Genomic DNA, 19,743 nt, shown 5'->3' on the forward strand with positions numbered 1-19,743 from the left:
ATTCTAAAATTGTTGCTGACCAACATGATTGTATTCGATTCGCTGAATAGTTACCAGGAGTTAAGAGCCTGTTTAAATTTTCTTCAAAGAGTTTTTTATTCAGCTTCTTTAGAGTTTCTTTTCGGTCTGTTTTCCTCTTTTTATTCGTCACATAGCCCGCTATGCTCCTCATAAAAACAGAAAAACATCCTCAAAAAGAACTCTCAAAAGAAGGCTGAACAAAATTTAAACAGGCTCTAAAGGAGTTATCAGCAGACAAGTTGACTTAAGAGTTAAAGCCAATACTCCTGCAATGATATTATGCATAAGAGTATCGGCTTTAACTCCTTTAATTAATTCCTACGAATAGAAGTGCCATGATACAATGAAAGATTTTATGGGGTAGGAATGAGAATATCCCGGCACGTCATGAATTGTATGCCGCTTCATGCACTCCCGCTACGGCGCGTCCGCTCGGGTCGTTCTTTCCTTGCAGCGAGGCATCCCAGGCGAGTGCTTCGGCGGTGGAACATGCCACGCTGGGCACACTGGGTACGCTGCGGGCTGCCGACTGGCTGGGGAAGTGCTCTTCGAAGATGCAGCGGTAGTAATATTCCTCCTTGTTCTGCGGCGGGTTGATGGGGAAGCGTTCCGCGGCATGTTCCATCTGCCGGTCGCTGACGGCGGCGGAGGTGACGGCTTTCAGGGTGTCGATCCAGCTGTAGCCCACACCGTCGGAGAACTGCTCTTTCTGCCGCCAGGCCACGTTTTCGGGCAACAGGCCCTCGAAGGCTTCGCGGACAATGCGTTTCTCCACCTCGCGTCCGGGACACATCTTAACGGCAGGGCTCAGGCTCATGGCTACGTCCAGGAACTCCTTGTCGAGGAAAGGCACACGGCCTTCCACTCCCCATGCGGAAAGACTCTTGTTGGCACGCAGGCAGTCGTACAGGTGCAGCTTGGAGAGTTTGCGGACAGTCTCTTCGTGGAAGGCCTGCGGGGTGGGCGCCTTGTGGAAGTAGAGATATCCGCCGAACACCTCGTCGGCACCTTCACCGCTGAGCACCATCTTGATTCCCATGCTCTTGATGACGCGTGCCAGCAGATACATAGGTGTGGAAGCGCGGACGGTGGTGACGTCGTAGGTCTCGATAAAGTAGATGACATCGCGCAGGGCGTCGAGACCTTCCTGCAGGGTATAGTTGATTTCATGATGGACAGTACCGATGTATTCGGCCATTTCACGTGCCTTGCTCAGGTCCGGTGCTCCGCGTAGCCCGACAGCAAAGGAGTGGAGTTGTGGCCACCAGGCTTCACTCTGGCTATTTGTCTCGATGCGCTTGTGGGCATACTTCTTCGCTATGGCAGAGATGACGGAAGAGTCGAGCCCGCCCGACAGGAGCACTCCATAAGGGACATCGGACATGAGTTGGCGTTGCACGGCGGCTTCGAGGGAGCGCCTGATGCTTTCTGTTTCTTGCATTGTGGCATGGCGGGGAGCGGTGTCGTTACCCTTTACGGCACTGTATTCGGTCCAGTTGCGTTTGTACCAGCGTTGCATTTTGCCTTCACTACCCCGGTAGTAGTGTCCGGGAAGGAACGGCTCATATTCGTCGCAGAAGCCTTCAAGGGCTTTCAGTTCGCTGCCTACGTAGATGTGCCCCTCTTGGTCATGGCCGATGTAGAGAGGAATGACGCCTATGGGGTCGCGGGCGATCAGGAAGTCGTCGGTCTCTTCGTCATAAAGGGCGAAGGCGAAGATGCCGTTCAGTTCTTCGAGGAAGTCGATACCCTTGTCCTTGTAGAGGGCAAGAATGACCTCGCAGTCCGAGCCTGTCCGGAAGGCGTACTTCCCAGCATAACGGGCACGTATCTCGCGGTGGTTATAGATTTCGCCGTTCACGGCAAGGACCTGCCTGCCGTCGGGCGAGTAGAGGGGTTGTCCACCGCTTTCGGGGTCGACGATGGAGAGGCGTTCATGTGCCAGGATGGCACTGCCGCCTACGTAGATACCGCTCCAGTCCGGACCGCGGTGACGTATCTTCTGCGCCATTTTCAGCGCCTTGCTTCTCAGTTCTTGTGACTGGGAGCGGATATTGAATATGCCTGCTATTCCACACATATCAGTAGATGATTATTTGCAATTGACAGTTGACAATTGATAATTGACAATTATTACTGGCAATTGGGGGTTGGTGATTTTGGGGACTATTCTCAGAGGCTCTGGAGGTAGGAGTCTATGGCTTGGGCAACTTTCCTACCGTCGGCAAGGGCACGGACTACGAGACTGGCACCGTTGGCTGCGTCTCCGGCTACGAATACGTTGGCGGGAAACTCCGGCTGCTGCGGTTTCAGGAAGCCCATTGCCAAAAGCACCATGTCGGCCTCGATGACCTCGTTCTTGCCCGTGGGCTTCATGGTGGGGCGTCCACCGTCCGGAGAGGCTATCCATTCCACTTCTTCCACTTCTACGCCGCACACCTTGCCGTTCTTCCCGATGAAGCGGTTGGAGGCGAGGCTCCAGCGGCGGATGCAGCCCTCTTCGTGGCTCGAGGTGGTCTTCAGCACGACGGGCCATTGCGGCCAGGGCGTGGCTTCGTTGTGGCCTACGGGCGGTTGCGGCATGATCTCTATCTGTGTCACGCTGGCAGCGCCCTGACGGATACTTGTACCGATGCAGTCCGAGCCGGTGTCTCCACCGCCGATGACGAGCACTTTCTTGCCCTTGGCGTTTACTAAAGCCTCTTTCGTGAAGGTCTCCCCGTCGAGGATGCTGTTCTGCTGCGACAGCATGTCGAGGGCGAAGTAGATGCCCTTCAGCTCACGTCCGGGGATGTCGAGGTTTCGTGCCTGCGGGGTTCCGGTGCAGATGCAGTAGGCGTCGAAGCCGTCGGGCAGGTGCTGTGTGTCTATCGTCACGCCCATCTCAAACTGTATGCCTTCTGCTTCGAGCACCTTCATGCGGCGGTCTATCACGGCTTTGTCGAGTTTGAAGTTGGGGATGCCGTAGCGCAGCAAGCCTCCCGGTCGGGGTTGCCTGTCGAAGAGGGTCACTGAGTAGCCCTTTGCGTTCAGGCGGCAGGCGGCAGACAGGCCGGCGGGACCTGCACCGATGACGGCTACCCGCTTACCGTTGCGCTCGGGACGGACAGGGACGACATACCCTTCGCGGAAGGCGGCTTCGGCTATGGAAGCTTCGTTCTCGCGGATGGTGACGGGGGCGTCGCAGGAGAGCTTCAGTACGCACGACTTTTCACAGAGGGCGGGACAGATGCGTCCCGTGAATTCGGGGAAGTCGTTGGTGGCGGACAGTATTTTGTATGCCTCGCGCCACTTACCTTTATAGAGTGCATCCTGAAATTCAGGTTGCTTGTTGCCGAGCGGGCATGCCCAGTGGCAGAAGGGAACACCGCAGTCCATGCAGCGTGATGCCTGCAACTTGCGGTCGTGACTGTTTAAGGTCTGCTCCACCTGACTGAAGTCGGTGATGCGTTCGTGGACAGGGCGGTAACCCGCTTCCTGTCGTGGTATGGTTAAGAATGCTTTCGGATTTCCCATTTTATGATAGATAATAATGATAGTTGATGGATGATAAATGCTTATTCATCAGTAATCTCTTTGCATTTCCGCAATCTTCTGTTGCAGCTTCCTCATTTGTTCCTCTTGCAATACTTTCTTGTATTCGATGGGAACCACCTGGATGAACTCATCGGCATAGCGGTTCCAGTCGTCGAGCATCGTGCGGGCAAGGTTGGAGCCTGTGTAGAGGTAGTGCTGGCGGATAAGCTCGTGCAGCTCCTTACGGTATGAGGCCTCTTCGATGAGCGAAAGCTCCACCATCTCCATGTTGCAGAAATAATCGAAGTTACCGTCTTTGTTCCATACGTAAGCCACGCCGCCCGACATGCCGGCTGCGAAGTTGCGACCGGTGGAACCCAGCACGACGACACGTCCGCCCGTCATATATTCGCAACAATGGTCGCCCACGCCTTCCACTACGGCTATAGCACCGGAGTTGCGGACGGCGAAACGTTCGCCTACATGTCCGTTGATGTACACCTCGCCACTGGTAGCCCCATAGAGCAGGGTATTTCCGGCGATGGTGTTCTTCTCTGCCTGGAAGTTGCTGCGTACGGGAGGCAGAACGGCAATGCGTCCGCCCGACAGTCCCTTGCCCAGGTAATCGTTCGCCTCGCCTTCCAGCTTGAAACTGACACCCGGCACGAGGAAGGCACCGAAGCTTTGTCCTGCCGAACCTTTGAACTTCACGTTCAGCGTGTGGGCGGGCAAGCTCTCTTCGCCGTACTTGGCAGCTATGGCTCCGGAGAGCATGGCACCGCAGGCGCGGTCGGTGTTGGCGATGGTGTACTCCAGTGAGACCTCCTTCTGGTTATCCAGCGCTTCGGCGGCGGCATGCAGTATTTCCACATCTTTCACGTGGTCGATGCCATGTTGCTGGTCGATGACGTGGTGTATGGCGGCATCGTTGGGGATGCGTGCCAAGAGTTTGGAGAAGTCGAGCAGGGGATATTCCTGCGTTTTCCTGATGATCAGGTCCGTCCGTCCGATGATGTCATCCATCCGCTCCACGCCGATTTCGGCAAGGTATTCGCGAACCTCCTGCGCCAGGAAGGTGAAGAAGTTCACTAAGTACTCGCTCCTTCCGTGGAAACGCTTGCGCAGTTCCTCGTTCTGCGTGGCTACGCCTACGGGGCAGGTGTTCTGATGGCACTTGCGCATCATGACGCATCCTAATACAATCAGCGCACTGGTGGCAAAGCCAAACTCTTCGGCACCCAGCATGGCCATCAGTACGATGTCGCGGCCCGTCTTCAGCTGTCCGTCCACTTGCAACATCACCTGTCCGCGTAAGCCGTTCAGCACAAGCGTCTGTTGCGTCTCGCTCAGTCCCAATTCGGGCGAGATGCCGGCATAGCGGATGCTGGAGGCAGGCGAAGCGCCCGTTCCTCCCTCGGCGCCGGAGATGACTATGAGGTCTGCCTTCGCCTTCGCCACACCGGCGGCAATGGTGCCTACGCCGCTTTCCGCTACCAGCTTCACACTGATTTTGGCACGGGGATTCACGTTCTTCAGGTCGAAGATAAGTTGGGCAAGGTCTTCGATGGAATAGATGTCATGGTGGGGCGGGGGAGAAATCAATGAGATGCCCGGTATGGAGTGGCGGGTCTTGGCTATCACCTCGTCCACCTTGAAGCCCGGCAGCTGTCCGCCTTCGCCCGGCTTGGCGCCCTGTGCCACCTTGATTTGTATCTCGTCTGCGTTCACCAGATAGTGGGTGGTTACGCCGAAACGTCCCGATGCCACCTGTTTGATGGCGCTGCGCAGCGAAGTGCCGTCTTCGCGGGGAACGAACCGCGCACTGTCTTCTCCGCCCTCGCCGGTGTTGCTGCGGCCATGTATCCGGTTCATGGCGATGGCTATTGCCTCGTGCGCCTCCTTGCTGATGGAGCCGTAGCTCATGGCACCCGTCACGAAACGCCGCATGATATTCTCTATAGGTTCCACGCGCTCCAAGGGAATCGGATTGCGGCGGAAGTCGAGGAAGTCCCTCAGGAAGATGGGGCTCTCTTTCCCGTCCACCAGCCGGGTGAACTCCTTGAACTTCTTGTAGCTGCCCAGCCGGGTGGCCAGTTGCAGGGTAGAGAGGGTTTCCGGATTCCATGCGTGCTTCTCACCGTCTTTGCGGAAGGAGTAGACCCCGTTGTTGGGCAGTAGCGGGTTGTCCGGTGTCGCGTGCTTCATCCGGTCGTGGAAGGCAAGGGCGTCGCGTGCCACCTCGTCCAGACGGATTCCGCCGATGGTGGATTTTATGCCGCCGAAGTAGGCGTTGCTCAGCTCCTCGCTCAGGCCTATGGCCTCGAATATCTTGGCGCCCCGGTAGGAACGTATGGTCGATATGCCCATCTTGCTCATGATCTTGAACAGACCTTTGCAGATGGCCTTGATGTATTTCTTCTCTGCCGTGGCGTAGTCCAGCTGTATCTCCTGTTTCGCCACGAGCGCGTCTATCACGGCAAATGCCATGTACGGATTCAGTGCACTGGCACCGAAGCCCAGCAGCAGGGCGGCATGCATCACCTCGCGTATCTCGCCGCTCTCCACGACAAGCGCTGTCTGTACGCGCTTCCCTACGGAGATCAGATGATGGTGGACGGCACTGACGGCAAGCAATGCAGGGATGGCGGCATGCGTGTCGTCCACGTTGCGGTCGGTCAGCACGATGTAGTTCACGCCCTCGTCGACGGAGGCTTCCGCCTGCTTGCAGAGGGAGGCGATGGTCTCCTGTAGTCCGGCACGCCCCTTGGCAGCCTCGAACAGCATGGGCAGCTTCACGGTCTTGAAGCCTTTGTAGCGGATGTTGCAGAGGATGTCCAGCTGGGCATTGCTCAGGATGGGGTGATTGAGGCGTACCATCTTGCAATGGCTCTCGTTGGGCGTGAGGATGTTCATGCCTACGGCGCCGATGTATTCCGTCAGCGACATGACCAACTCTTCGCGTATGGGGTCGATGGGCGGATTGGTGACCTGCGCGAACTGCTGGCGGAAGTAGTTGTACAGCAGCTGCGGCTTGTCGGAGAGCACGGCAAGCGGCGTGTCGTTACCCATCGAGTTGATGGGTTCGGCTCCCGTGGTACACATGGGGATAATGATCCGTTCGACGTCCTCTTTGGAATAGCCGAAGACGCGCAGCATGCGGTCGTACTCCGGTACGGTGTGTTCCACTTTGCGGCCGCTCTTCAGTTCGTCCAGTTCGATGCGGTTCGTAGCCAGCCAGTTGCGGTAGGGCTTGGCTTCGGCAAGCTGCCGTTTCAGTTCGCCGTCGTAGTAGATTTCCCCTTTCTCGGTGTCCACAAGCAGGATTTTCCCCGGTTGCAGCCGTCCCTTCTCCTTGATTTCCCCCGGCTCGAAGTCCATGACTCCGACTTCGCTTGCTACTACCATCATGTCGTTATGTGTGATGAGGTAGCGTGCCGGACGCAGACCGTTGCGGTCCAGCATGCCGCCGGCAAAGCGTCCATCGCTGAAGAGCAGGGCGGCAGGACCGTCCCACGGCTCCATCAGGATGGAGTGGTACTCGTAGAAGGCTTTCAGGTCTTCGCTGATGGGGTTCTTTTCATTGAACGATTCCGGCACTAACATAGCCATAGCGTGTGGCAGGCTCATACCCGACATGACGAGAAACTCAAGCACGTTGTCCAGCGAGGCACTGTCGCTCATGCCCGGCTGTATGATGGGGTGTATCTCTTTGATGTTGCCCAAGTTGGGGGTGGACAGGACGCTTTCGCGTGCTTCCATCCAGCCACGGTTTCCGCGGATGGTGTTGATTTCACCGTTGTGCGCCAGGAGGCGGAAAGGCTGCGCCAGCCCCCAGGTGGGGAAGGTGTTGGTGCTGAAACGGGAGTGCACCAGTGCCAGTCCGCTGGTGAAGTAGTTGTTGGTCAGGTCGGGGAAGTAGTTCCGCAGTTGCAGTGAAGAGAGCATTCCCTTGTAGACGATATTCTTGGTAGAGAGTGAGACGATGTAGAAATCCTCCCTTGCGGGGATGTCCGACTTCCTCACGCGGTTCTCTATTCTTTTCCTTATTATATATAGCTTGCGGTCGGCCGTTTCGCTGTCTGCGAATCCGGTGATGAAGATCTGTTTGATGTCAGGCTCGTTGGCGAGGGCGGCTTCACCCAGAATATCGGGACAGGTGGGGACGTTGCGCAGGTGCATCAGTGTCAGTCCCTCTTTCTCGATTTCTTCGATAATGATGCTCAGTATGGCGGACTGGTCTTTCGCGTCTTTGGGGAGGAAGAGCAGTCCGGTGCCGTATTTCCCCTTCTCGGGCACGGGGATGCCTTGCAGTAGGATAAACTCGTGGGGGATTTGCAGCATGATTCCTGCTCCGTCTCCGGTCTTGTTGTCCGCGCCTTCCGCACCGCGATGACGCATGTTCTCCAGTACCCTGAGTGCCGATTCCACCAGTTCATGCGACTTGCCTCCGTGGATGTTCACCAGCATACCTACGCCGCAGGCATCGTGTTCGTTGTCGGCATCATACAGGCCCATCTGCCGGGGTTGTCTCCGGCTGACGAACTGTTGCTGATGTCCGGTCTCTTGCGGACAGGTTCTTTCCTTTGTTTTGTTGTTAAAATGTTCTTCTTTCATCTTTTTATATTTGCTTTATTTCATTATATCTTCTGTTTTTGTGTTATAATGTTCGGCAAAATTATATATTTTGTATCAAATTGGTATGGCGTGTGTCGCTTTTGTGAGTGGTAAAATAACAATGATGGGTGTGTATGTGTTAGATTGTCGCGTATATTAATATTTTTCTTTCATATAGAAACTGAATTAACCTGTTTTTGTTTTATATAGTAACTTTGTGGCGTTGAATACGATCATCCTTGTTTCTTCCCGCGCGTCATTTCCGAAATCTGTTTAGGAAGACAAAAAGATGGTTTTATTTTTGTTTGGGTATCATAAAGTATGAGTTAAGCTTGTTTCCCTATCTCTCCCTATATATAAATAAGGTGGTTTTAGAAGTTAGTTTGAATATCCTTTTTGTGTTCATACAGTATAATTACATGTTTTTTCGTTTTTAAGGCGCTTTATGCCGAAAAAGCGATGGGATTTGATAGAAAACCTGGCGCTTTTTGACTGGAAACCTGGCGGATCTTTACTGAAAACACGACGCTTTTAGATTGAAAACCTGGCGAGTTTTCAGTCAAAATCTATTGGTTTTTCAGTAAAGATCCCAGGAATTTCTGTTGTACTCTCTTCCGCAAGGGTGATTTCACTCTATTTTAAATGTCAGCATTTATGTATCGTGCTGATAAACTGCATACTATGATTTTTCATTCGCGTATTTTCATTCACGCTTACAGTCGTTGGTAAATACACGATTCTCACGCGTTGGAAAATGAAAAGTGTCAAAATGAAAAGTTACAATCTTAGAGCCTGTTTAAATTTTGTTCAGCCTTCTTTTGAGAGTTCTTTTTGAGGATGTTTTTCTATTTTTATGAGGAGCATAGCGGGCTATGTGACGAATAAAGAGAGGAAAACAGACCGAAAAGAAACTCTAAAGAAGCTGAATAAAAAAAACTTTTTGAAGAAAATTTAAACAGACTCTAATAGTTTTTGAACAATCATTTGTTATTTTCTTCCATAATCAAACGAAAAAGAGAGTGTTTTATATGGATTTATAAGTTTAGCCCTTTTGCTTTGTTGTATTTGTTTTTATTAACTTCTTGCTTTGAAAAACAGTTTTCTCTGTTCTTTTGATAAATAAATTGTGAAAACATTGACTTTGTGTTATTGATAATGCTTATATTTGCAGCGTAAAATCAAATATTGAATAGATTATGTGTGGAATTGTAGGCTATATTGGCCAAAGGAAAGCCTACCCCATTCTTATCAAAGGATTGAAGCGATTGGAGTATCGCGGATACGATAGTGCAGGGGTAGCATTAATCAGTGATAACCGACAGTTGAACGTGTACAAAACGAAAGGCAAGGTCTCGGAGCTGGAAACTTTCGTTACTCAAAAAGATATTTCCGGTAACATCGGAATCGCCCATACCCGTTGGGCCACTCACGGAGAACCCTGTTCCGTTAATGCACACCCTCATTATTCCTCTTCCGAGCGTCTCGCTCTCATCCACAACGGCATCATCGAAAACTACGCCGTACTTAAAGAAAAACTTCAAGCCAAAGGCTATTCATTCAAAAGCAGCACCGATACCGAAGTGCTGGTACAGCTGATCGAATTTATTCTGAAATCGGAGAACACCGACCTGTTGACTGCCGTACAGCTCGCCCTGCGCGAAGTGATTGGCGCCTACGCCATTGCCGTGCTCGATAAGAATAATCCGGACGAGATCATTGCGGCACGTAAGAGTAGCCCCTTGGTAGTGGGCATCGGCGAAGATGAATTCTTCCTCGCTTCGGACGCTACACCTATTGTAGAGTATACCGACCGGGTGGTCTATCTGGAAGACGAAGAGATAGCCGTGATACATCGCGACGAACCGCTGAAAGTGGTGGACCTGAAGAACGTGGAGTGCCCGCACGAAGTGAAGACCGTAGCCATGAACTTGGGACAACTGGAGAAGGGTGGCTACCCGCACTTCATGCTGAAGGAGATCTTCGAGCAGCCCGACTGCATACACGACTGTATGCGCGGTCGCATCAACGTAGAGCGGAATAACGTCGTACTCTCCGCCGTGATCGACTATAAAGAACGCCTGTTGGCGGCAAAGAGGTTCGTCATCGTGGCATGCGGTACGTCATGGCATGCCGCCCTCATCGGAAAGCACCTGATCGAAAGCCTGTGCCGCATACCGGTGGAGGTGGAATACGCTTCCGAGTTCCGCTATCGCGACCCGGTGATCGACAGCAGCGATGTCGTGGTTGCCATCTCGCAGAGTGGAGAGACAGCGGACACACTCGCCGCTGTGGAACTGGCACGCAACCGCGGAGCCTTCATCTATGGCATCTGCAATGCCATCGGCTCCTCCATCCCGCGTGCCACGCATACAGGTTCCTACATCCACGTAGGACCGGAGATCGGTGTGGCATCTACCAAGGCATTTACCGGACAGGTCACCGTGCTCACCATGCTTGCCCTGACCCTTGCCAAAGAGAAGAACACCATCGACGAGAAGCAATACATGGACATCGTGCGTGAGTTGGGCAACATTCCCGAAAAGATGAAAGAGGTGCTGGAACTGAACCATAGCATTGCCGAGCTTTCAAAGATATTCACCTATGCCCACAACTTCATCTATCTGGGTCGCGGATACTCCTATCCCGTGGCTCTGGAAGGTGCGCTGAAGCTGAAGGAGATCTCCTACATCCACGCCGAAGGCTATCCGGCAGCCGAGATGAAGCACGGACCTATCGCACTGGTAGATGCCGAAATGCCCGTGGTCGTGATAGCTACGCAGAACGGACTGTATGAGAAAGTGCTGAGCAACATCCAAGAAATCAAGGCGCGCAAAGGAAAGGTAATCGCCCTGGTTACGAAAGGGGACACGGTCATCAGCCAGATAGCCGACACGTGCATCGAGCTGCCTGAGACCATCGAATGCCTCGACCCCCTGATCACCACCGTGCCGCTGCAACTGCTTGCTTACCACATCGCCGTGTGCAAAGGTATGGACGTGGATCAGCCTCGTAATCTGGCAAAGAGTGTGACCGTGGAATAAGAATCTCAGAACTCTAAAACTTCAAATCTCAAAATGGAAGAACTGAAACATGAATGTGGCGTCGCCATGATACGCCTGCTGAAACCTCTGGAATACTACGAACAGAAGTACGGCACATGGATGTACGGGCTGAATAAGCTCTACCTGTTGATGGAGAAGCAACACAACCGCGGACAAGAAGGAGCCGGACTGGCGTGCGTGAAGCTGGAGGCTAATCCGGGCGAAGAATATATGTTTCGTGAGCGTGCACTCGGTTCGGGAGCCATCACCGAGATATTCGATACGGTGCACAACCACTTCAAAGACCTGACTCGCGAAGAACTGCATGACGCGGATTTTGCCAAACGTGTGCTTCCTTTTGCCGGAGAGATCTACATGGGACACCTGCGCTACTCCACCACCGGAAAGAGCGGCATCTCCTACGTGCACCCCTTCTTGAGGCGCAACAACTGGCGTGCGAAGAACCTTGCCCTGTGCGGCAACTTCAATATGACCAACGTGGACGAAATCTTTGCCCGCATCACCGCCATCGGGCAGCATCCGCGCAAGTATGCCGACACCTACATCATGCTGGAGCAGGTGGGACACCGCCTCGACCGCGAAGCGGAACGCCTCTTTAACCTTGCTGAGGCGGAAGGTCTGACGGGTATGGACGTGACCCACTACATTGAAGAACACATCGACCTTGCCAACGTGCTGCGCACCTCAAGCCGGGAGTGGGACGGTGGATACGTGATGTGCGGACTGACCGGAAGCGGAGAATCCTTCGCCGTGCGCGACCCGTGGGGCATACGCCCTGCCTTCTGGTATCAGGATGAAGAGATTGCCGTGCTTGCCAGCGAGCGTCCCGTGATTCAGACCGCGTTCAACGTGCCTGCTGCCCAGGTGAAAGAACTGATGCCCGGACAGGCATTGCTGATCAACAAGGCAGGCAAACTGCGCCTCACGCAGATCAACAAGCCGCGCAATGTGAAGCCCTGCTCTTTCGAGCGCATCTACTTCTCCCGTGGCAGTGATGCGGACATCTACAGGGAGCGTAAACTGTTAGGTGAGAAACTGGTGCCTAACATCCTGAAAGCCATCAATGGAGACCTGGACCATACCGTCTTTTCGTTCATCCCCAACACTGCCGAGGTTGCCTTCTACGGCATGCTGCAAGGGCTGGACGAGTATCTGAATGAAGAGAAGGTACAGCAGATTGCCGCCTTGGGGCACAATCCCGACCTGGAGGAGCTGGAGCACATACTCTCCCGTCGCATACGTAGCGAGAAGGTGGCCATCAAGGACATCAAGCTCCGCACCTTCATCGCTGAAGGAAACAGCCGCAACGACCTGGCTGCACACGTCTATGACATCACGTACGGCAGCCTCGTGCCGGGTGTGGACAACCTCGTCATTATTGACGACAGCATCGTGCGCGGGACGACGCTCAAGCAGAGCATCATCGGCATCCTCGACCGACTGGGGCCGAAGAAGATCGTCATCGTCTCCTCTTCACCGCAGGTGCGCTATCCCGACTACTACGGTATCGACATGGCGAAGATGAGCGAATTCATTGCCTTCAAGGCAGCTATCGCCCTGCTGGAGGACCGCGACATGCGGGACGTTATCGCCTCCGCCTACCGCAAGGCAAAAGACCAGGTGGGACTGCCGAAGGAGCAGATGGTGAACTACGTGAAGGAAATCTATGCTCCCTTCACTGACGAAGAGATCTCCGCCAAGATGGTGGAACTGCTGACGCCCGAAGACACACGTGCCAAAGTGGAAATCGTCTACCAACCCTTGCAGGGCTTGCGCGAAGCCTGCCCCATGCACACGGGTGATTGGTACTTTAGCGGCGACTATCCCACGCCGGGCGGGGTGAAACTGCTGAACAATGCCTTTATTAATTATATCGAACAAGTCTATCAGTTTTAAATATGAGAAATGTAACTCTTATCCTCGACGACGGGAGCCGCTTCCACGGTAAGTCGTTCGGCTACGAAAAGCCGGTAGCGGGAGAGGTGGTCTTCAATACTGCAATGACGGGATATCCCGAAAGCCTTACAGACCCCTCTTACGCTGGACAATTGATGACGCTCACCTATCCTCTGGTGGGCAACTATGGTGTGCCTCCCTTTACCTTCGAAGCAGACGGGATACCCACCTTCATGGAGAGTGAACACATTCATGCGGAAGCTATTATCGTTAGCGATTATTCGGAGAACTTCTGTCACTGGAATGCCGTAGAGAGCCTGGGTGACTGGCTGAAACGCGAACAGGTGCCGGGCATCACGGGCATCGACACGCGCGAGTTGACCAAGGTGCTGCGCGAACATGGCGTCATGATGGGGCGTATTGTCTTTGACGACGAGGCGGAAGACGAAAGCGTGAAGCCGGAATGTTACGGCGAAATCAACTATGTGGATAAAGTCAGTTGCAAGGACCTTATCTTCTACAACGGCACCGAAAGCCACCGCCTCAGTACCGATACCCCCATCGCCCAACTCAACGCTCAGCTCTCAGTCCTCCATTCTCCCCTCAAGAAGCTTGTGCTTCTCGTGGATTGTGGCGTCAAGAGCAACATCATCCGCTGCCTACTGAAGCGCGGAGTGGAGGTCGTTCGCGTGCCTTGGGATTACGACTACAACGGCTTGGCATTCGACGGACTCTTCATCAGCAACGGCCCGGGCGACCCCGATACCTGCGATGCCGCCGTGCAGAACATCCGCAAGGCAATGGCGAATGAGAAACTGCCTATCTTCGGCATCTGCATGGGAAACCAGCTGCTGAGCAAGGCAGGCGGGGCGAAGATCTATAAGTTGAAGTACGGTCACCGCAGCCATAACCAGCCGGTACGGATGGTGGGTACGGAGCGCTGCTTCATCACCTCGCAGAACCACGGCTATGCGGTGGACAACAGCACGTTGTCGGCAGACTGGGAACCGCTCTTCATCAATATGAACGATGGCTCCAACGAGGGCATCAGGCACAAGCGGAACCCTTGGTTCTCCGCACAGTTCCATCCGGAAGCTGCCAGCGGACCGACGGACACGGAATTTCTGTTCGATGAGTTTGTGAAACTGTTAGGATAAGCCAGTGGGATTGTCCGGACAAGTTTGTGAAACTGTAAAGACAAGTTTTTGAAACGATTAGTAAGAAAAAGACAATGAAAGAAAGCAATATAAAGAAAGTCCTGTTGCTCGGTTCCGGAGCACTGAAGATAGGTGAGGCAGGAGAGTTCGATTATTCCGGCAGCCAGGCGCTTAAAGCATTGAAAGAGGAGGGGATAGAGACCATCCTTATCAACCCTAACATTGCCACCGTGCAGACTTCGGAAGGGGTTGCCGACCAGATCTACTTCCTGCCCGTCACTCCCTATTTCGTAGAGAAGGTGATAGACAAGGAGCGTCCGGACGGCATCATGCTTGCCTTCGGCGGGCAGACGGCACTGAACTGCGGTGTCTCCCTCTATAAGGACGGCATCTTCGAGAAGTACGGCGTGAAGGTGCTGGGTACTCCCGTGCAGGCAATCATTGATACGGAAGACCGCGAGTACTTTGTGCAGAAACTCAATGAGATCCAAGTGAAGACCATCCGGAGCGAAGCGGTGGAGAATGCCGATGACGCCCGTCGCGCAGCCGCCATGCTGGGCTATCCGGTCATCGTGCGTGCCGCATACGCGCTCGGTGGACTGGGCTCAGGCTTCTGCGACAACGAAGAGGAACTGAATGTGCTGGTCGAGAAAGCCTTCTCCTTCTCTCCGCAGGTGCTCGTAGAGAAGTCCTTGCGCGGCTGGAAGGAAGTGGAATATGAAGTGGTGAGAGACCGTTTCGACAACTGCATCACTGTCTGCAACATGGAGAACTTCGATCCGCTCGGCATCCATACCGGTGAATCCATCGTCATCGCCCCTTCGCAGACGCTGTCGAATACCGATTACCATAAGCTGCGCGAACTTGCCATCCGCATCATCCGTCACATCGGCATTGTGGGAGAGTGTAACGTGCAGTATGCCTACGACCCTGAGAGCGAGGACTATCGGGTGATTGAAGTAAACGCCCGCTTGAGCCGTTCTTCGGCATTGGCATCCAAGGCCACAGGCTATCCGCTTGCCTTTGTCGCCGCCAAGCTCGGACTGGGCTACGGACTGTTCGACCTCAAGAACTCCGTGACCAAGACCACAAGCGCCTTCTTCGAGCCTGCACTGGACTACGTAGTCTGCAAGATTCCCCGTTGGGACTTAGGCAAGTTCCACGGAGTGGACAAGGAACTTGGTTCCTCAATGAAGTCGGTGGGTGAGGTGATGGCGATCGGGCGCACCTTCGAAGAAGCCATACAGAAGGGCTTGCGAATGATAGGACAGGGCATGCACGGCTTTGTGGAGAACAAGGAACTCGTCATTGCCGACATCGACAAGGCACTGCGCGAACCGACAGACAAGCGTATCTTCGTCATTTCAAAAGCCTTCCGTGCGGGATATACCGTTGACCAGGTGCACGACCTGACGAAGATCGACAAGTGGTTTCTCGAGAAGTTGATGAACATCATGAATACCTCGAAGGAGTTGCACACTTTTGCAACTCTCCACTCTCCGCTCTCTTCGGTTCCTACCTCTTTGCTCCGTAAGGCAAAGGAACAGGGCTTTTCCGACTTCCAGATAGCCCGTGCCATCGGTTACGAGGGGGATATGGAAGACGGCATCCTCTATGTGCGCAATTACCGTAAGCGTATCGGCCTTCTTCCGGTAGTGAAGCAGATCGATACCCTTGCAGCCGAATATCCCGCACAGACCAATTACCTCTATCTGACGTATAGCGGCACTGCCCATGACGTCCACTATCTGGGCGACCGCAAATCTATCGTCGTGCTGGGTTCAGGTGCCTACCGCATCGGCTCGTCGGTTGAGTTCGACTGGTGCGGTGTGCAGGCATTGAACACCATCCGCAAGGAAGGGTATCGCAGCGTCATGATCAACTATAATCCCGAAACCGTCTCTACCGACTACGACATGTGCGACCGTCTCTACTTCGACGAGCTTACCTTTGAGCGCGTGATGGATATCCTCGACCTGGAGAACCCGCACGGTGTCATCGTCTCTACAGGAGGTCAGATACCCAACAATCTCGCCCTGCGACTGGATGCACAGGAAGTGCCCATCCTCGGTACCTCCGCCCGTAGCATCGACAACGCCGAAGACCGCGAGAAGTTCTCCGCCATGCTGGACCGCATCGGCGTCGACCAGCCCCGCTGGCGCGAGCTGACGAGCATGGACGACATCAACGGCTTCGTAGAAGAGGTAGGTTTCCCTGTGCTGGTGCGCCCCTCGTACGTGCTCTCCGGAGCGGCAATGAACGTCTGCTCCAACCAGGAAGAGCTGGAACGTTTCCTTCAGCTTGCAGCCAACGTATCGAAGAAACATCCGGTGGTGGTCAGCCAGTTCATAGAGCATGCCAAGGAGGTGGAAATGGATGCTGTGGCACAGAACGGCGAAATCGTGGCGTACGCCATCTCCGAGCATATTGAGTTTGCCGGGGTGCATTCGGGCGATGCCACCATACAGTTCCCGCCACAGAAACTCTATGTAGAGACCGTCCGCCGCATCAAGCGCATCAGTCGCGAGATCGCCCGCGAACTGAACATTTCCGGTCCGTTCAACATCCAGTATCTGGCGCGTGAGAATGACATCAAAGTCATCGAGTGTAACCTGCGTGCTTCGCGCAGCTTCCCGTTCGTCAGCAAGGTGCTGAAGATAAACCTGATTGAGTTGGCTACGAAAGTCATGCTCGGCCTCCCCGTGCAGAAGCCCGACAAGAACCTTTTCGACTTGGACTATGTGGGCATCAAGGCAAGTCAGTTCTCCTTCAACCGTCTGCAGAAGGCAGACCCCGTACTGGGCGTGGACATGGCATCGACGGGAGAAGTGGGTTGCATCGGAAGCGATACATCCTGTGCTATCCTGAAGTCCATGCTCTCCGTGGGCTATCGCATCCCGGAGAAGAATATCCTCCTCTCTACCGGCAATCCGAAGCAGAAGGTGGATATGCTTTCCGCCGCCCGCATGTTGCAGAAGAAGGGGTATAAGATCTTTGCCACGGGCGGTTCCAGCAACTTCCTTACCGAGAATGGGGTGGAGAACACCCGCGTCTACTGGCCCAGTGAGGCAGGGCAGTATCCGCAGGCTTTGGATATGCTGCACAACAAGGAGATTGACATGGTAGTGAACATCCCGAAGAACCTCACCGCAGGCGAGTTGGATAATGGCTATAAGATTCGTCGTGCTGCCATCGACCTCAATGTGCCGCTGATTACCAATGCACGCCTGGCAAGCGCCTTTATCAATGCTTTCTGCACGATGAGTGTGGACGACATTGCGATCAAGTCGTGGGCAGAATATAAATAGGAGAGATACTTCTCTGATTGCGAGAGATATATATCTTAGGGTTAATAGGAAATGTACTTTAGGGTTTCGGAAAGTGTTTTCTTTGATTGCAGAGAGTCTTTCTTTTGCCCCGTGAGACGAATAATTTCGCCTCATGAGATAAAAAAATCCATCCCACGGGATGGATTTTTTCGTCTCGTGGAAGGAATTTATCCGTCTCACGAGATGAATTCTCCGGTCTTTTATCCGGGAATATTTTTTTGTTTATGCCATTTGGTACGTCCTTTATATAAAATAGTTTTATGAGGCAATCAATTTGAAACGCATTCTCCAACGTTTGTTCCCTTCGTCCCAATCGTGGCTGATTACTTTGAACGTTCCTATTTCCGACGTGTTCTTCACATGTGCCCCGATGCAAAGGCATTCGTCATAGTCGCCCACTTTCACTATGCGCACCGTCTCGGATGCACCGTCCGGCAATCGTTTCAGGTCAAACCGTCCCAATGCCTCTTCTTGGGTGATGAACGCTGTGGTTACGTCCAGTTCTTGGGCTATTACTGCATTGACGGCTTCCTCCAGCCGTTTCACGCTCTCTTCCGTAGGGGCTGTTTCCAGTATATAGTCCAGTTTGCTTTTTTTCTTTTCGATATGTGCCGATACAGACCGTCCGCAACCGAAGAGGTTGATCATGGTTCGGTTGATGATGTGTTCGCAGGTGTGCATAGGCGGGTATTCCTGCTTGTTGTGCTCATTGAGTTGGATGGGTTGTTCCATAGTTTGTTTTGATCAATTTAGAGAGATACTTACTGTTATTTCAATATACCTTGGTAGACGAATGCTCTTTCTCCCCAGATGTCTTCCGGGAGTGCGTCATCTTCCGGTCTGAACAGACCGAACACGGATGAACCGGATCCGGACATGGCGGCATATATGGCTCCTTGCCGGTAGAGTTTTTCCTTGATCTCTCCGATGGCAGGGAATTGGGGGAATACACTCTCTTCGAAATCGTTTGTCATGAGCTTCTTCCATTCCTCTATGGGGCGTTCGATCACTTCTCTTAGAGGCGTCTCCTGCCGATGAGGCCTTATCTGTGAAAAGGCTTCACGAGTGGAGACAAACAGGTCGGGTTTCACTAAGACAATCCGGTAGCCCTTCAGCGACAGACGGATGGGGGAGAAGAGATTGCCTATCCCCTCGGCGTATGTCGGCGTGTTGCGGATGAAGAAGGCACAGTCCGCTCCCAGTCGGGCGGCATACTCCTCCAAAGTTTCCTCCGTCAGCTTCAGGCAGAACTTCTCGTTCAACAGTTTCAGCATGTAAGCGGCATCGGACGAGCCGCCTCCTAAACCGGCTCCTGACGGGATATGCTTGAACAAGTGTATCTCTACGGGTGGCAGGTCGAACTGTGCGTCGAGGAGTTTATACGCTTTCACAACCAGGTTGTTTTCTGCTTCTCCTTCTATCTCCAACCCAGCCTGATGCAGGCGGAACTTTCTCCCGCTTTCGTTCAGCACGTTTACTTCCAGTGCGTCTTCTATGGGAACCGGATAGAACACGGTCTCCAGGTTGTGATATCCGTCGGGACGCTTCTCCACAATGTTCAGTCCCAGATTTATTTTGGCATTCGGAAATGTTATCATTCTTTTTAGAGGTTAATGGGTTAACGACATATCAGTTGTGTCTGCAATCAAACTTATAATGTACCTTTCATTGGGCATTGTCGGGTGATTGCATTCTCTGTTTGCTTTCGAGGTATTCTGCCCAGATGCGTGCGGCTTCCTCTACCATTTTCGCACAGGGACGCTTGGCATAGTATTGTTCGGTCCGCTCTTCGGGCATGGAGACGCCTTCCGGTTTCTTAAGTCCCAGCAGCTCGGCACAGACCGTAGAGCCGTTGCGTCGCTTAAATTCAGCAGCAAGCTCTTGCACTACGGCATAGTTGGCACCTTTTTGGGCACGGTCCTTAGGATCGGTCGCTCCTGTTTCCAATCCGGCAAGCAGGAACATACCGCACGCCGCACCGCACGTCTGCCTCATGCGGCCTATGCCTCCGCCAAAAGAAGCTGCCATTCGTGCTGCCTGTTCTTCCGTAAATCCGTACATGTCAGCATAAGCGATGACAACCGACTGGGAGCAGTTGAACCCGCTCTTGAACAATTCTACTGCTTTCTCAATTCTTTCTCCAAACAT

Annotated in this window: 10 protein-coding genes; 4 read left to right on the forward strand and 6 right to left on the reverse strand. The window is 53.4% G+C overall.

The features are described 5' to 3' along the window. Positions 1-406 precede the first annotated feature (406 nt). From asnB to gltB, 3 genes are all read right to left on the reverse strand, one after another. The gene (gene asnB / locus QZ323_RS11215; protein WP_294634781.1) at positions 407-2,101 is read right to left on the reverse strand and encodes an asparagine synthase B; all 1,695 of its coding nucleotides are present in this window, start codon (positions 2,099-2,101) and stop codon (positions 407-409) included. A 92-nt stretch (positions 2,102-2,193) separates the two neighbouring features. Next, positions 2,194-3,537, reverse strand: a complete 1,344-nt coding sequence (locus QZ323_RS11220) for a glutamate synthase subunit beta (protein ID WP_294634782.1) — start codon at positions 3,535-3,537, stop codon at positions 2,194-2,196. Positions 3,538-3,585: 48 nt separating this feature from the next. After that, positions 3,586-8,151, reverse strand: coding sequence for a glutamate synthase large subunit (gene gltB / locus QZ323_RS11225; protein ID WP_294634783.1), 4,566 nt, complete (start codon positions 8,149-8,151; stop codon positions 3,586-3,588). A 1,196-nt stretch (positions 8,152-9,347) separates the two neighbouring features. Between gltB and glmS the strand changes: the two genes are divergently transcribed. From glmS to carB, 4 genes are all read left to right on the forward strand, one after another. Next, positions 9,348-11,192 (forward strand): glutamine--fructose-6-phosphate transaminase (isomerizing), encoded by a 1,845-nt coding sequence (gene glmS / locus QZ323_RS11230; RefSeq protein ID WP_294634784.1) that lies wholly within the window; start codon positions 9,348-9,350, stop codon positions 11,190-11,192. A 33-nt stretch (positions 11,193-11,225) separates the two neighbouring features. Next, positions 11,226-13,109, forward strand: coding sequence for an amidophosphoribosyltransferase (locus QZ323_RS11235; RefSeq protein WP_294634785.1), 1,884 nt, complete (start codon positions 11,226-11,228; stop codon positions 13,107-13,109). 2 nt (positions 13,110-13,111) lie between these two features. Beyond that, the gene (gene carA, locus QZ323_RS11240; protein WP_294634786.1) at positions 13,112-14,266 is read left to right on the forward strand and encodes a glutamine-hydrolyzing carbamoyl-phosphate synthase small subunit; all 1,155 of its coding nucleotides are present in this window, start codon (positions 13,112-13,114) and stop codon (positions 14,264-14,266) included. Positions 14,267-14,340: 74 nt separating this feature from the next. Further along, positions 14,341-17,574, forward strand: coding sequence for a carbamoyl-phosphate synthase (glutamine-hydrolyzing) large subunit (gene carB / locus QZ323_RS11245; RefSeq protein WP_294634787.1), 3,234 nt, complete (start codon positions 14,341-14,343; stop codon positions 17,572-17,574). 279 nt (positions 17,575-17,853) lie between these two features. On the opposite strand, the gene QZ323_RS11250 is transcribed toward carB, so the two are convergent. The 3 genes from QZ323_RS11250 to QZ323_RS11260 form a co-directional block, all read right to left on the reverse strand. Continuing rightward, positions 17,854-18,327, reverse strand: coding sequence for a hypothetical protein (locus tag QZ323_RS11250; protein ID WP_294634788.1), 474 nt, complete (start codon positions 18,325-18,327; stop codon positions 17,854-17,856). 35 nt (positions 18,328-18,362) lie between these two features. Further along, positions 18,363-19,193, reverse strand: coding sequence for a 4-(cytidine 5'-diphospho)-2-C-methyl-D-erythritol kinase (gene ispE, locus QZ323_RS11255; protein ID WP_294634789.1), 831 nt, complete (start codon positions 19,191-19,193; stop codon positions 18,363-18,365). A gap of 67 nt (positions 19,194-19,260) precedes the next feature. After that, on the reverse strand, positions 19,261-19,743 hold the full coding sequence (locus QZ323_RS11260; RefSeq protein WP_294634791.1) for a C-GCAxxG-C-C family protein: 483 nt from the start codon (positions 19,741-19,743) through the stop codon (positions 19,261-19,263).

Source organism: uncultured Bacteroides sp., from assembly GCF_910585845.1.
GTDB lineage: Bacteria > Bacteroidota > Bacteroidia > Bacteroidales > Bacteroidaceae > Bacteroides.